Origin of the sequence: Haloarchaeobius marinus (assembly GCF_051207415.1) — an archaeon.
In the GTDB taxonomy this organism is placed as follows: Archaea; Halobacteriota; Halobacteria; order Halobacteriales; family Natrialbaceae; genus Haloarchaeobius.
This window is the reverse complement of record NZ_JBPKGD010000001.1, coordinates 718,423-731,095: the sequence shown is the minus strand read 5'-3', so window position 1 is coordinate 731,095 and position 12,673 is coordinate 718,423. Positions and strand designations below refer to the sequence as shown.

Sequence of the window (12,673 nt, the reverse complement as noted above, 5' to 3'; positions counted from 1 at the left end):
CCCCGACCCAAGCCCCGGCCATGGATACGACCGACGCCTTCGTCGGCCTCGACTGCGTGGACTGTGGCGAACGCTACGACCCCGAGGAGACGACGCACCGTTGTCCGGACTGCGGCGGCATCCTCGACCCGGCGTACGACTACGACGCCATCTCGCTATCCCGGGAGACCGTCGCCGACCGGCCGTTCGACACGATGTGGCGCTACGAGGAACTGCTCCCGTTCGACCGGGGGTCGGCCGTCACGATGGACGAGGGCGCGACGTCACTCGTCGAGTGCCCGAAACTCGCAGACGAGATGGGCGTCGGGTCGGTCTACATCAAGGACGAGGGACGGAACCCGACCGGCACGTTCAAGGACCGCGGGCAGACCCTCGCGGTAACCGCGGCCGCACAGCACGGTGCGACGGACGTCGCCCTCGCCTCGGCCGGCAACGCCGGACAGGCCGCTGCTGCCTACGCGGCACGCGCCGGACTGGACTCGCACGTCTTCCTCCCCGCCCGTGCAGGGTTCACGAACAAGGCGATGGTGAACGTCCACGGCGGCGACATGACCGTCGTCGGCGGACGCATCGGCGAGGCCGGCGAGGCGTTCGCCGAGGCCATGGCCGACCCCGAGAACGAGCACTGGTACTCCGTCGCCACCTTCGAGACGCCCTACCGGCACGAGGGGAAGAAGACGATGTACTACGAACTGGTCGAACAACTCGACTGGGAGACGCCCGACGCCGTCGTCTACCCGACTGGCGGCGGCGTCGGCCTCGTCGGGATGCACAAGGCCGCCGAGGAGTTCGAGACCCTCGGTCTGACCGCGGACGTCCCCGGGTTCTACGCCGCCCAGGCGACGGGGTGTGCGCCCATCGTCGCCGCCTTCGATGACGGTCGGGACCGGCACGAACCGTGGCAGCACCCCGACACCATCTGCGGCGGCATCGAGATTCCCGACCCCGGCGCGAGTCCGTGGATACTCGACGTGCTCCGGGAGTCCGGCGGCGGCGCGGTCGCCAGCGACGACCCGGACATCCTCGACGCGGCCATCACCGTCGCACAGCACGAGGGAATCGAGATGGCTCCGACGTGTGCCGCCTCGGCGGCCGGTGCGTGGGAACTCTCCCAGTGCGGCGAACTCGGCGCGGACGACACCGTCGTCCTGGTCAACACCGGCACCGGCAACAAGGAAGACGACGTCCTCCGCAGTCACCTGATGGGCAAGGGCGTCTAGACGACCGGTCGCACCGGGCGGTGCTCGACCACGGGGCCGAACTCGACCTGCCTCCGGGTCTGTCGAACCGCCGGAACACACAACTTTTGTTTTAGAAGCGTCTAAACCGAGCACGAATGCTCTCGGACGTCATGGAGGACTACCTGAAGGCTATCTACACGCTCCAGGAACGGGAGGGCGTGCCGGTCTCGACCTCCCAGACCGCCGACTACCTCGGGGTCACCCCGCCGACGGTGACGAGCATGGTGGAGAAACTCGACGACCGTGGCCTCGTCGACCGTGAGAAGTACAAGGGCGTCGAACTCACCGCAGAGGGCGAAGCCGTCGCGCTCGAGGTCCTGCGACACCATCGGCTCCTCGAATCCTACCTCACGGAGCACCTCGACTACGACTGGTCGGAGGTCCACGAGGAGGCCGACGTGCTCGAACATCACATCTCCGAGGAGTTCGAACGTCGCGTCGCCGAAGCCCTCGGGAACCCGACCGTCGACCCCCACGGCGACCCTATCCCGAGCGCGGACCTCTCCCCGCCCGACGACGCCGAGTACACGCGCCTGTCGGCCCACGATATCGGGACGAACGTGGAGATATCCCGCGTCAGCGACCGCGACGAGGCGGAACTGCGGTACCTGAAGGAGGCCGGCATCACGCCGGGCACCATCGTCCGCGTCGTCGACGTCGCCCCCTTCGGGATGGTCACGGTGGCCGTCGACGGCCACAGACAGAGCCTCCCCGAGGACGTCGCGGACTCCATCCGCGTCCGTCGCGTCGAACGTGAGGACGACCACGCGGAGGAACTACCGGACGCGTGACTGGGTTCACCGAACTCGTCGTCATCGCCTTCGTCGCACAGCTGGCCGTCCTGCCCGGCGAGAAGGTCCAGTTCATCATCGCCGGCCTCTCGACGCGTTATCACCCGCTGGTCGTCGTCTCGGCGGCGGCGACCGCCTTCGCCGGCTGGACCGCCCTGGAGATACTCCTCGGTGGCGCACTCGCCGCCGTGCTCCCCGAGACGTACCTGGACGTCGCCACGGGGGTCCTCTTCCTCGGGTTCGGCGCGGCGCTCCTCCACTCCATGCCGGAGGACTCCACCTTCGGCGCCGCCACGAGCGAGGACGGCGTCGAGACCGACGGTGGCGTCCTCTCGTCCATCGGGTCCATCGGCGACACCTCGACCCTCTTCGGCCGGGACGTCCCGACGGGCGTCGGCGCGTGGGTTCCCATCTTCGGGCTGATGGCCCTCGGCGAGGTCGGGGACAAGACCCAGACCATCACCATCGCCCTCGCACTCGACCACGGCACCAGGCCGGCGATCTGGGTCGGCGAGATGCTCGCCATCGTGCCCGTGAGCCTGCTGAACGCGTACTTCTTCGACCGGTTCTCCCACCGGTTGAACGCGCGGACCGCCCACCTCGTCTCAGCCTCCCTGTTCGGGTTCTTCGGGGCGGACGTCTTCCTGAAGCTCCTGACCGGCATCTCCATCTGGGAGGAGGTCGTGGCCACGGTGACAGACGTCGCCCTCGGGGTCCTGTAGCGACCGTCTTCACACGACTTTTGTAGTCGTCTCTCGTACGGCCCTCGATGGCTCCACCCGTCGTCTCTCTCCTGGCCGGTCTCGTCTTCGGATTCGCGCTCGCCTCGCCGCCGGGGCCGATGAACGCTATCATCGCAGAGGAGAGCGTGCTACGGGGCTGGACCGCCGGTGCCCGTGCCGGACTCGGCGCGTTCACCGCCGACGCCACGTTCTTCGTGCTGGCGTGGCTCGGCGTCGTCGCGTTCGTCGAGACGATGCCGACCGTCCAGGGCGTGGTAGCCGCCGTCGGCGGCGTCCTGATGCTCTGGTTCGCGTACGGGGCCGCGATGGACGCCCGGTCGGAGACCACGTTCGTCGACGTCGACACCGACGAGGACGGCAACGGGTTCACGAAGGCGTTCGTCCTCGCGCTGACGAACCCCTACCAGATCGTCTTCTGGCTCACCGTCGGCGTGCACATGCTCGACGACCGCACCATCGACCTGTTCTCGCACGTCCCCTTCGTCGGCGAGTCCCTGGCAGGGGCGCTCGTCGTCCAGGCGGGGTCGCCGGCGTTGCTCGTCGGCTTCTTCGGCGGCATCCTCGTCTGGGTCGCCGGTTTCCCCGCGACGCTCGTGGCGGTCGGGTCGCGGGTCGACCGGTTCGCACCCGTCGTCGCCGGCGCGAGCGCCGTCGTCCTCGCCGGGTTCGGCGTCTTCTTCCTCGTGGACGCAGTCACCACTCTGGGACTCGTGTAGCGCGTCGGGAGGAGACCCGTGCTCAGAGGACCGGGTCGACGTCGTCCGGTTCCATCTCGGCGACCTCCTGTTCCAGCCACTCGCGGAACCACTTCACGCGCTTGAGTCGCTGGTGTGCGATACTCTCTGCGGTGTCGCTCTCGATGCGGTCGACCGCGTCGCGGCCACGTTCGAGGACCCGGTCGACCATCTCGGCCGAGTCCATGTGCGTGCGGGCCTCGTACCCCATCCGCAGCAGCATGAGTGCGGTCCCGTTCGCGCCGACCTTGTCGAGGATGTCCGCCTCGATGAGACAGCGCGTCTCGAGGGGGAGGTCCTGCAGGTCGTCCTGGTAGGAGTGGTTCTCGATGGCCCGGCACACCTCGTCGACGAACGACGCCGGGAAGTCGCCCCGGGTCTCGAGGTACTGCCTCGCTACCCGTGCGCCCTCCTCCGCGTGGACGTCCTGGTCGGCGTCGAGTTTGGCGATGTCGTGGAACAGGGCGGCGACCCTGGTGACGTCGACGTCGGCACCCTCCTTCCGTGCGATCTGTGTCGCGAGTTCGACGACGTTGAGGATGTGGTTGTGGCGGTACTCCGCGGAGTGCCACGGGTACCAGCGCATGCGACCACCCTCCTCCTCGTTCTCGACGCTGGCGAGGAGGTAGTCGTGTACGAAACCTTTCATCTCCTCGAACTCGTCGTCGGTTACTCGTGACTCTTTTATCTCGACACCCATAGAGAATCCCACCGAATCAGACGTTCCGTAGTCATTGTTATCCCTACAAACGGTTCTTCGACTCTTAGGCGTTACGACAGCGTTATTTAAATGCTCGGAGGGCATTCCTGCGCGTGTGACCACCGCGATATATCTGGACGATTCGTCCGTTCGACGATTCGAGGCGACGGTCGAACGCGTCGTGGACGACCGGGTCGTCCTCGACCGGACGTGCTTCTATCCGACCGGCGGGGGCCAGCCGAACGACACCGGGACGTTACGTTCCGGTGATACGACGTGGGCCGTCACCGACGTGCAGAAGAAGGACACCATCTACCACACGCTCGACGGCGCCCCGCCGGAGGTGGGGGCCACCGTGACCGGCGAACTCGACTGGGACCGACGACGCGCACACATGCGGTACCACACCGCACAGCACCTCCTCTCGGCGCTCTTGCTCGACGAGTTCGACGCCAGGACGACCGGGAACCAGGTGTACGACGACCGTGCCCGCCTCGACTGCGACCACGACAGGTTCGACGCGGCCGACCTCGACGCCATCGAGGACCGACTGAACGAACTCGTCGACGACGACCGCCCCGTCCGCTGGTACGAACTGGACCGCGAGGTGGCGGAGGCCGAACTCGACACCGACCGTACCAGGATCGACCTCCTGCCCGACTCCATCGAGCGCCTCCGTATCGTCGAGATCGGCGACGAGGACGACCCCTACGACCGGACCGCCTGTGCGGGCACGCACGTCCAGCGGACGGGCGAACTCGGCGCCGTGACCGTCACCGGGCGCGAGACGCGAGGCAGCGACGGCGAACGGATATACTTCGAACTGGCGGACTGACGACCGGCGCGCACGGGCCCGGCGCACTTTTTCCCGTCTCCGGCACAACACCGGGACATGAACGTCAGGCAAGTCGTCCCCCGAGACGCCATCCCGAGCGTCGACGACCCGTCGTTCGGTCCCGTCGCGGCGTACGATGGCGAAGACGAGGACCGGGTCGTGGTGGTCGACGGCGAGACGCCCCGGGCGTACCCCCTCCGGTACCTGCACTACCACGAGATCGTCAACGCGACCAGCGACGGCGACCCCGTCGCGGTCACCTGGTGTCCCCTCTGTGGCAGCGCCGTCGTCTACGAACGAACGGTCCCGGTCGAGACGGGAGGCGACGACGACGGGGAGCGAAGGCTCACCTTCGGCGTCTCCGGGAAACTCGCGGACGACGACCTCGTGATGTACGACCGCGAGACCGGGAGCGAGTGGAAGCAGAGTCGGGGGGTCGCCATCGACGGGCCCTGCGAGGGGACCGAACTCGCCGTCGTCCCGGCCGCGGTGACGACCGTCGCGGCGTTCCGCGGTGCCACCCCGGACGGACGGGTGCTCGACCCGCCCGGCGGCGAGAGCGAGGCGGCCGGCGACGGCGACGACCCCGAGCCGATCGACTACGACGCCGACCCGTACGAACGCTACTTCGACCTCGACGGCTTCGGCCTCGGCGCACACCGTGGGACCGGCGGGCGCGAGTGGGACCGCGACGACGTCGACCCCAAGACGGTCGTCCTCGGCGTCGACTCCGGCGACGACGCGGTCGGGTTCCCCCTGCCACGCGTCCGGGCGGCGGGCGGCGTGGTCCAGACCGCGGTCGGGACGCGAGACGTCGTCGTGTTCGCGACGGACGACGGCATACACGCCTTCGCCGACCCCGGATTCACGCTGGACCCGACCGAGGGTGACGCCTTCCGCGGCGACGGTACCGAGTGGGACGGCGCGACTGGGCGGGCGGCCGACGGGCGCCAGCTGGAGCGACTCCCGAGCCGTCGGCTGTTCGCGTTCGCCTGGCAGGACGACCACGGCCGGGACGCCTTCTACGAAAGCGCGTAGTCGGTCTCCGAGTCGGTTCGCACTCTGCTCGACGCTAGCGGGGCGTCACTCCTCGTCGTCGCGCTTCATCTGCTGGAGCTGTCCGACGAGTTCCTCGTTCGACATCCCACCCTGGTCGAACTCGACCTGCCCCTCGTGGTCGTGTTCGTGAACCGTGACCGCCTCGTCCTCGTCGATGTCACTGTCCTGGTCCTGTTGCTCGGATTCGTCGTAGCTACCGAAACCCATTGGATGTAGACCGACGGGACGAGCGTACGAAAAAGGACCGTTCTCCGTCCACCGGGCTGTCCAGTCACGGCCGCCCGTCGAGGCCGGTCAGCCGGGTGCGGCCACCTCCGTCTCGCCGCCGCGTTCCCCCTGGCGACGGTTGCGGAGCACCAGGGCGACGAAGCCGAGGCCGCCGACGGCCCGTGCCGCGATGCCGAACCCGGCCACCGAGAGTCCGAGGGACGAGGCCGGTCCGAGCAGGAGCGTCGGAGCCATCAGCAACAGCGCCGTGACCGCGAAGGCGACCCGTTCGACCGCCGAGACCTCCGTGAAGAGGTACCCGATGACCGTCGCCGCCAGCGCGACGACGCCGACGAACACGCCGACGATGGGGACGACGACCTCCGGGATGAAGAACCCCAGGTCGGCGAGGTCGGCGAGACCGATGACCCGCATCTCGTTCCCGGTCCCCGTCGGGCGGAGCAGCAGGATGCCCGGCGAGAAGACGAACGCGAAGGGGACGATGGCCTTGTTCAGCGACAGCGAGAACGCCTCGACGCCGGTGTCGAACGGGTCGGACTTCGACACGCCGGAGGCCGCGTACGCAGCGACCGCGACCGGCGGCGTGATGTCTGCGATGACGCCGAAGTAGAGGATGAACAGGTGCGCGGCGAGGATGGGGACGCCGAACTGCTCTATCGCCGGGCCGAGCATCGAGACGAGGATGATGTACGTGACCGTCGTCGGCATCCCCATCCCGAGGATGATACACGAGACGGCAGTGATGAGCAACAGCACGACGAGCGACCCGCCGGCGAGCGAGAGGATGAGTGCGGTCAGGTTCGGGCCGAGGCCGGTGGTCGCGATGACCCCCGGGATGATGCCCGCCGCGGCGACGGCGACGACGACGGGCGTCGCGGTGCGCGCACCGCCGTCCATCGACCGGACGACGAACGTCGCGTACCGGAACGGCGCCTGCTCGGCGAGTTCGGGCCGATGGAGCGCGGTCGCCACGTCGGTCGCATACCGGTCGACCGAGTCGTCGTACTCCAGCAACGGCGCGTCGAGTCCGGGACGGGCGAGAAGCATGGCGAGGCTTCCGCCCAGGACGATCCACCCGGCCGACCCGAGTATCGCCGGAATCGGCTGGAGACCGTTGGCCAGTGCGACGGCCCCACGGAACGCAGCCAGCAGGAGGATGGCGCCGACCAGTGGGAGGCGCGTCTGTTCGTTGTAGGCCGCGACGAAGGCGATGAGGGCAGCGATGGCGAGCACCGTGAACCACGCCGAACGCGCGACCGACAGGCGCTCGACGATGAGGTAGAACAACAGGAGTCCGAGGGGGACGAGGTAGAACCACCCTCGCTTGAGGTGGGTGAAGATGTCGACGAGGTCGACCTCCTCGACGCCGCCGATTCCCGCCCGCGACGCCTCCAGGTGGACCATCACCCAGACGCCGAAGAAGAAGACGACGGCCGGCACCGCCGCCGCGACGATGACGTCGGCGTACGGCGTGAGCGTGTACTCGACGATGAGGAAGGCGGCCGCCCCCATGACCGGCGGGAGTATCTGCCCGCCCGAGGACGCCGACGCCTCGACGGCGCCGGCGAACGACGGCCGATATCCCGACCGCTTCATCAGCGGAATCGTGAACGCGCCGGTCGTGACCGTGTTCGCGATGGACGACCCGGAGATGGTTCCCATGAAACCCGACGCGAGGATGGAGGCCTTGGCCGGACCGCCCTTTCGCTTGCCAGTCACCGTGTAGGCGAGGTCGATGAACCACTTGCCAGCCCCCGACTCTTCGAGGAACGCCCCGAACAGGATGAAGATGAAGATGAACTGGACGGAGACGAGCACCGGGACGCCGAGGATGCCCTGGTCGGTGTACCAGAGGTTGCGGATGATGGTCGACCAGCGGGCCTCCGTCGTCGAGAGCACGCTGATGTAGGGCGCGTCCTGCGGTATCAGGTAGGCGTACTTCGCGTAGACGACGAACGACCCGACGATGGTCATCAGGTAGAAGCCGAGCGACCGACGCGTGGCCTCGAGGACCAGCAGGACGGCCGCCACGCCCAGCAGGTACGCCAGCGACGACTGACCGAGGATGGGCAACGCGTCGAGGGGGGCGAGGAAGGTGTACACCTCCCCGATGGTCCGCCCGGCGTCGAGTCCCAGCGCCCGCATCCGGAGTATCTCGTCGAACTCGGTCAGGTAGTAGATGGCCGTCATCAGCGAGACGGCCATCAGGACGAGGTCGACCGGCGTGATGCGGTTCGCCTCGGGGTCGCCGGCCGCCCAGCCGACGGCCCCCGCCAGAGCGTCGGTCGCACCGGTGACGGGCGAGTCCGGGCCGAAGCGCGACCGGACCGCCGGCGGTATCGCCGCCAACCGACGCGAGAGAAAGCCCCCACCCGTCGACGGCGGATAGATTGCGAACGCCAGGACGAGCGCGAAGACCACGTGGATGGCGTTCACCTGGAGTTGCTGGAGCTTCGCCAGCACCACCTCGCCGACCAGCGGGAGCGTGAAGACGAAGTCGAACCCCCGGGCAGCCAGCCACATCTGGTAGGTCGAGAACGCGATGGCGACGAGCGAGACGGCGACGGCCGTCCAGCCGGTGAGCGTCCGTCGACGTTCCAGTTCCTGGATGAGCTCCTCTCGTTCTTCCTCGGTCAGTTCGTCTGGACTGGGTGCGGAATCGACGGACATGGTCAGCTGTAGACGGGTAGTGGACCGCGACGTCGTTCGACGGAGAGACGAATCGCGCTCGCCGACGATAGTTCGACCAGGTCGTACGTCTCGCCGTCGACCCAGAGTTCGTGGCCGGCGATTCGACCGGGCTGGACGACGACGGACTCGTACGACCGGTCGGGGTCGAAGACGAACCAGCCGTCGCGCTCGCTCACGTTCGCGCCGGCGGGCAGCCCCCAGCCGTACGACTGGAACCGCATCTGCGTGTTGTCAAGGCTGGTCCCGTTCACCACGTAGCGGTCCTCGACGGGCGTTTTCTCGACGCTGTGCGTGTACGCGAGCGTTACCGCCGTCCCCTCGTCGACGGGCACGGTCAGGAGTCGGTCGCCGGTGTCGGCGTCCGCGACGACGAGGACGCGCTCTGCTGGCGACCCCACCGCGAACCCCGCGGTGCAAACGACCAGCGCCATGAGGACCGTGAGACGCCGGCCCATCGGTTCAGCCGAAGTACGCGGCGGCGCCCTCGTGGAGGTCGATCGACATGCCCTCCTGGGCGGTGTCTCTGGTTATGAAGTTCGTCTTGATAGTCAGGGCGTCCAGGTTGTCGAAGATGGCCGCCGTGACCCCCTCGACGGTCGACGCCGAGAGGTCGGCACGGGTCGCTATCATCGCCTTCACCGACACCGTGTCGCGTGGCTCCGAGATGCCGCTGTAGGTCCCACCCGGGATGGTGTCACTGGCGTAGAACGGTCGTGCGTCGAGGACCGCCTGGCGGTTCTCTCCGGTTATCTCTACGATCTCGATGTCGTTCGAGGCCGCGAGGTCCGAGATGGCACCGACCGGCCACCCGCCGACGACGAACGCCGCGTCGATGTCGCCGTTTCGCAACTGGTCGGCCGCCGTGGCGAACCCCGCGTTCTGCTCGTCGTAGTCTTCGATGCCGAGGACGTTCAGTATCTGGTTCGCGTTGACCTGCGTCCCCGACCCGAGGTCACCGGTGTTTATCGTCGCCCCCTGGAGGTCCGACGGCCGGGAGATTCCGGTGTCGGCGAGGGTGACGATGGTGATGGTCTCGGGGTACAGCGTCGCCACGCCGCGCAGCGTCTCGACGGGATTCCCCCTGAACGCGTCGATACCCTCTCCGTTCTTCGCGAAGTAGGCGACGTCGTTCTGGATGAGCGCGAAGTCGGCACTCCCGTTGCCGAGCGACCCGACGTTCTCGACGGACGCACCCGTCGACTGCACCTGTAGCTTGTACTCGGAGTTCGCCTCGACGATCTGCTTGAACTCGTTCGAGAGCGGGAAGTAGGTCCCACCGGTCCCGCCGGCGTGCCAGGAGAGGCGGGTGTCCTCGCCGCCGTTCCCTCCGCCCCCATCACCGCCGCCGCCGAGACAGCCTGCCAGTCCGGCCAGCGCTGCGAGTCCAGTCCCTCTGAGTAGCGTTCGCCGGTCTATCTCCGGGTCCATGTGGTCGTATAAAAAACCGTGATATTTACTCATGTGCCGCTTACTCTCCCGGTAGCGAGCCCGAAATTTACGGGAGCGAGTAACGACGTGCTACTGGGTGGTGTCGTACCGGCGGTAGAGGAGCGCAGACGGGGGCGTACAGCTATTACGGAAGGGACGTCCCACCGGTCGAGGGGTACGAGATACCAACAGTATAAGTGTCAGAAAAGTTAGTAGTCCCGGGCGGATTCGAACCGCCGTCATAGGCTCGCTTCCGTGAATGGAGTGGGTCCAGACACGTCCAAAGGCCCATATGATTGGCCACTACACCACGGGACTTCGAATTGGGGTAGGCCACGGCGATACAATAAAATTACTTTTCGTCCGTCGGGACGGGAGCAGCCACGTCACCGGATTCGACCCGCCGATGACAGGGACGGCACAGCGTCACGACGTTGTCGAGGCGGTGGGCGTCCGAGGGGTCGTCGAAGTCCCGAACCCGAACCAGATGATGAACGTCGGGATTCCGACCGAGGTCGTCGGCATCGTTTCCACAGTTCTGACACTCGTAGCCGTCTCGTTCGAGCGCCTCACGCCGGATTCGGTACCAGTCCTGGCCGTATCTGATGACGCCCCCTTCCCACTGATGGTGGTCAGCACCGATCACGTTCGACGAAAGCCAGGCCGCATAGCACGACTGTGAGCAGAACACGCCGTAAGACTTCCCTTCGAGTCGAGACGGTGAGACCTCGAACTCTCGGGTGCAGTTGGTGCACTCCGCCGTCGTCACTGGAACGTCGTCCATCGGTTGGACGGGGAGCAGTCCGTCCGCACTCTCGACGCACTCCGGGCAGTAGACGCCCTCCTTGTTCGACGGATAGTACTCGAACTCGTCGCCACACTCGCGACAACTGGTTCGTTCCCTGGCGTCGGACCAGTTACCGTTGTGTTCGCCGGCGTTCGGATTGCAGTCGTCACAGAACGTTCGACACGCCTTCGGGTCGTAGAACGCCGTCCCACACCCGGAACACTCTCGATTCGGCAACGAGACGCCGTGGACCTTGGCGTGGTGCTGGCGCATCCCCTGTTCCGTCCGCAGTTCCTTCTCGCACGTCGGGCACTGCATACGTTCAGTGCTTCTGGGATGGAATTAAATCCTCACCGGGCGAAGTGAAAGTGGAACTGGACGGCTCAGTTCGCGCTCTCGCCGACGCCGACTTCGAGGTAGCAGCACTGGTCGGCCTCGGCGTCGAAGCAGTCAGGGCACTCGTCGCGGCGGTCGATGATGGTGTCGAGTCGGTCGGCGACGGTGTCGTCGATGACCGCCTCCAGTGCCCGTGCCTCCTCGCGGTACTCGGCGACCTCGAGCACGTTCGCGAGGAAGCGCTCGATGATGCAGTACGTCTGGAGGGCGTCCTCCGCACGGGCGATGCCCTCGTCGGTGAGCGTCGCTCCCTTGTACTTCTCGTGGTCGACGAACCCACGGTCTTCGAGCTTCCCGACCATCTCGTTGACGCTGGCCGGAGAGACGTCCAGCATGTCGGCCAGTGCCCCGGTCGCGGCGGGGCCGTCGTCCATCCGTTGCACCAGGTATATCGCCTTGAGATACTGGTCTGCCGTGTTCATCGGTTGCCTCCTGTCATGCTCGTCGCTCCATCATCGCGGTCACGTCCTCGACGCCCTCGGCCTCCTCCTCGCGGATGTCCCGCAGGGTAGAGAGGACGCGCTCGCGGTCGATGCCGAACTCGCCGTCGCTGGCTTCGATGGCCTCGATGAGGTCGTCGTAGAACTTGTACGCCGTCTCCTCGTTGCAGAGCTGGTCGTATAGCAGGCCGTCGAAGTCGTCGGGCTTGTTCTGGGCGTACTGTGCTTCGACCAGTTCGTTGATCTCCTCGTACGGGACGGTCTCGGCGTCCAGTTCCTGGATGAGTTCCTCGAGGCGTCGACGGTGCTCCTCGGACTCCTCGGCGGCGTGTTCGAGCAGGTCCCTGACGTCGTCGTCGACCCCCTCGTCGTCGTCGCCGAACGAGTCCAGGTGGTGGTACGCACGCGACTCGACGACCTCCTCCAGCACCGCCCCGATCTGGAGCAGGCGGGCGAGTTGGCGGTCCGTCGAGACGCGCTGACCCAGGCTCATGTCACATAGGCAGGGATGGGAGTACCTAACTCTTGCTGACTCTCGGGGCGATTTCGGGCGATACGGTCGGAGTTGCGGTCGCGCGTCGTCGGCGGCGGTGACTCCGA

General features: G+C 67.0%; 14 protein-coding genes and 1 tRNA gene. 6 read left to right on the top strand and 9 right to left on the bottom strand.

All coding sequences use genetic code 11. From position 1 onward, the window contains the following. Positions 1 to 20: 20 nt before the first annotated feature. The 4 genes from ACSC1W_RS03745 to ACSC1W_RS03730 all read left to right on the top strand — a co-directional run bounded on the left by ACSC1W_RS03745 (position 21) and on the right by ACSC1W_RS03730 (position 3,491). On the top strand, positions 21 to 1,220 hold the full coding sequence (locus tag ACSC1W_RS03745) for a threonine synthase (protein WP_435345521.1): 1,200 nt from the start codon (positions 21 to 23) through the stop codon (positions 1,218 to 1,220). 116 nt (positions 1,221 to 1,336) lie between these two features. Beyond that, positions 1,337 to 2,032: a metal-dependent transcriptional regulator gene (locus ACSC1W_RS03740; RefSeq protein ID WP_435345520.1), complete on the top strand. Its 696-nt coding sequence runs from the start codon at positions 1,337 to 1,339 to the stop codon at positions 2,030 to 2,032. Then, positions 2,029 to 2,754: a TMEM165/GDT1 family protein gene (locus ACSC1W_RS03735; protein ID WP_435345519.1), complete on the top strand. Its 726-nt coding sequence runs from the start codon at positions 2,029 to 2,031 to the stop codon at positions 2,752 to 2,754. Before ACSC1W_RS03740 ends, ACSC1W_RS03735 begins: the two co-directional genes overlap by 4 nt. A 47-nt stretch (positions 2,755 to 2,801) precedes the next feature. Next, positions 2,802 to 3,491 carry a LysE family translocator gene (locus ACSC1W_RS03730; RefSeq protein WP_435345518.1) on the top strand — a complete coding sequence of 230 codons (690 nt, stop codon included), beginning with the start codon at positions 2,802 to 2,804 and terminating at the stop codon, positions 3,489 to 3,491. Between the two features lie 22 nt (positions 3,492 to 3,513). Here ACSC1W_RS03730 and ACSC1W_RS03725 read toward each other — a convergent pair whose 3' ends face one another. Further along, positions 3,514 to 4,209, bottom strand: a complete 696-nt coding sequence (locus ACSC1W_RS03725) for an HD domain-containing protein (protein WP_435345517.1) — start codon at positions 4,207 to 4,209, stop codon at positions 3,514 to 3,516. 115 nt (positions 4,210 to 4,324) lie between these two features. Here ACSC1W_RS03725 and ACSC1W_RS03720 point away from each other — a divergent pair, with 115 nt between their 5' ends. Beyond that, positions 4,325 to 5,044 (top strand): alanyl-tRNA editing protein, encoded by a 720-nt coding sequence (locus tag ACSC1W_RS03720; protein ID WP_435345516.1) that lies wholly within the window; start codon positions 4,325 to 4,327, stop codon positions 5,042 to 5,044. Between the two features lie 57 nt (positions 5,045 to 5,101). Continuing rightward, positions 5,102 to 6,082 carry a DUF3179 domain-containing protein gene (locus ACSC1W_RS03715; RefSeq protein WP_435345515.1) on the top strand — a complete coding sequence of 327 codons (981 nt, stop codon included), beginning with the start codon at positions 5,102 to 5,104 and terminating at the stop codon, positions 6,080 to 6,082. A 45-nt stretch (positions 6,083 to 6,127) separates the two neighbouring features. Here the strand turns inward: ACSC1W_RS03715 and ACSC1W_RS03710 are convergent, their stop codons facing one another. The 8 genes from ACSC1W_RS03710 to ACSC1W_RS03675 form a co-directional block, all read right to left on the bottom strand. Beyond that, positions 6,128 to 6,310 carry a DUF5786 family protein gene (locus tag ACSC1W_RS03710; protein WP_435345514.1) on the bottom strand — a complete coding sequence of 61 codons (183 nt, stop codon included), beginning with the start codon at positions 6,308 to 6,310 and terminating at the stop codon, positions 6,128 to 6,130. A gap of 87 nt (positions 6,311 to 6,397) precedes the next feature. Continuing rightward, positions 6,398 to 9,001: a TRAP transporter permease gene (locus ACSC1W_RS03705; protein ID WP_435345513.1), complete on the bottom strand. Its 2,604-nt coding sequence runs from the start codon at positions 8,999 to 9,001 to the stop codon at positions 6,398 to 6,400. 2 nt (positions 9,002 to 9,003) lie between these two features. Next, positions 9,004 to 9,477 (bottom strand): DUF1850 domain-containing protein, encoded by a 474-nt coding sequence (locus tag ACSC1W_RS03700; protein ID WP_435345512.1) that lies wholly within the window; start codon positions 9,475 to 9,477, stop codon positions 9,004 to 9,006. Positions 9,478 to 9,481: 4 nt separating this feature from the next. Further along, on the bottom strand, positions 9,482 to 10,450 hold the full coding sequence (locus ACSC1W_RS03695; RefSeq protein ID WP_435345511.1) for a TAXI family TRAP transporter solute-binding subunit: 969 nt from the start codon (positions 10,448 to 10,450) through the stop codon (positions 9,482 to 9,484). 213 nt (positions 10,451 to 10,663) lie between these two features. After that, a tRNA-Gln gene (locus ACSC1W_RS03690) sits at positions 10,664 to 10,768 on the bottom strand. 34 nt (positions 10,769 to 10,802) lie between these two features. Beyond that, positions 10,803 to 11,555, bottom strand: coding sequence for an HNH endonuclease (locus ACSC1W_RS03685; protein WP_435345510.1), 753 nt, complete (start codon positions 11,553 to 11,555; stop codon positions 10,803 to 10,805). Positions 11,556 to 11,620: 65 nt separating this feature from the next. Then, positions 11,621 to 12,055: a metal-dependent transcriptional regulator gene (locus tag ACSC1W_RS03680; RefSeq protein WP_435345509.1), complete on the bottom strand. Its 435-nt coding sequence runs from the start codon at positions 12,053 to 12,055 to the stop codon at positions 11,621 to 11,623. A 13-nt stretch (positions 12,056 to 12,068) separates the two neighbouring features. After that, positions 12,069 to 12,566: a ferritin-like domain-containing protein gene (locus ACSC1W_RS03675; RefSeq protein WP_435345508.1), complete on the bottom strand. Its 498-nt coding sequence runs from the start codon at positions 12,564 to 12,566 to the stop codon at positions 12,069 to 12,071. Positions 12,567 to 12,673: the final 107 nt, after the last annotated feature.

What these genes read in the sequence shown, in the direction of transcription:
- ACSC1W_RS03745 (WP_435345521.1), top strand. Translation starts at nt 21, where the DNA reads ATGGATACGACCGACGCCTTCGTCGGCCTCGACTGCGTGGACTGTGGC.
- ACSC1W_RS03740 (WP_435345520.1), top strand. Translation starts at nt 1,337, where the DNA reads ATGCTCTCGGACGTCATGGAGGACTACCTGAAGGCTATCTACACGCTC.
- ACSC1W_RS03730 (WP_435345518.1), top strand. Translation starts at nt 2,802, where the DNA reads ATGGCTCCACCCGTCGTCTCTCTCCTGGCCGGTCTCGTCTTCGGATTC.
- ACSC1W_RS03725 (WP_435345517.1), bottom strand. Translation starts at nt 4,209, where the DNA reads ATGGGTGTCGAGATAAAAGAGTCACGAGTAACCGACGACGAGTTCGAG.
- ACSC1W_RS03715 (WP_435345515.1), top strand. Translation starts at nt 5,102, where the DNA reads ATGAACGTCAGGCAAGTCGTCCCCCGAGACGCCATCCCGAGCGTCGAC.
- ACSC1W_RS03710 (WP_435345514.1), bottom strand. Translation starts at nt 6,310, where the DNA reads ATGGGTTTCGGTAGCTACGACGAATCCGAGCAACAGGACCAGGACAGT.
- ACSC1W_RS03705 (WP_435345513.1), bottom strand. Translation starts at nt 9,001, where the DNA reads ATGTCCGTCGATTCCGCACCCAGTCCAGACGAACTGACCGAGGAAGAA.
- ACSC1W_RS03700 (WP_435345512.1), bottom strand. Translation starts at nt 9,477, where the DNA reads ATGGGCCGGCGTCTCACGGTCCTCATGGCGCTGGTCGTTTGCACCGCG.
- ACSC1W_RS03695 (WP_435345511.1), bottom strand. Translation starts at nt 10,450, where the DNA reads ATGGACCCGGAGATAGACCGGCGAACGCTACTCAGAGGGACTGGACTC.
- ACSC1W_RS03685 (WP_435345510.1), bottom strand. Translation starts at nt 11,555, where the DNA reads ATGCAGTGCCCGACGTGCGAGAAGGAACTGCGGACGGAACAGGGGATG.
- ACSC1W_RS03680 (WP_435345509.1), bottom strand. Translation starts at nt 12,055, where the DNA reads ATGAACACGGCAGACCAGTATCTCAAGGCGATATACCTGGTGCAACGG.
- ACSC1W_RS03675 (WP_435345508.1), bottom strand. Translation starts at nt 12,566, where the DNA reads ATGAGCCTGGGTCAGCGCGTCTCGACGGACCGCCAACTCGCCCGCCTG.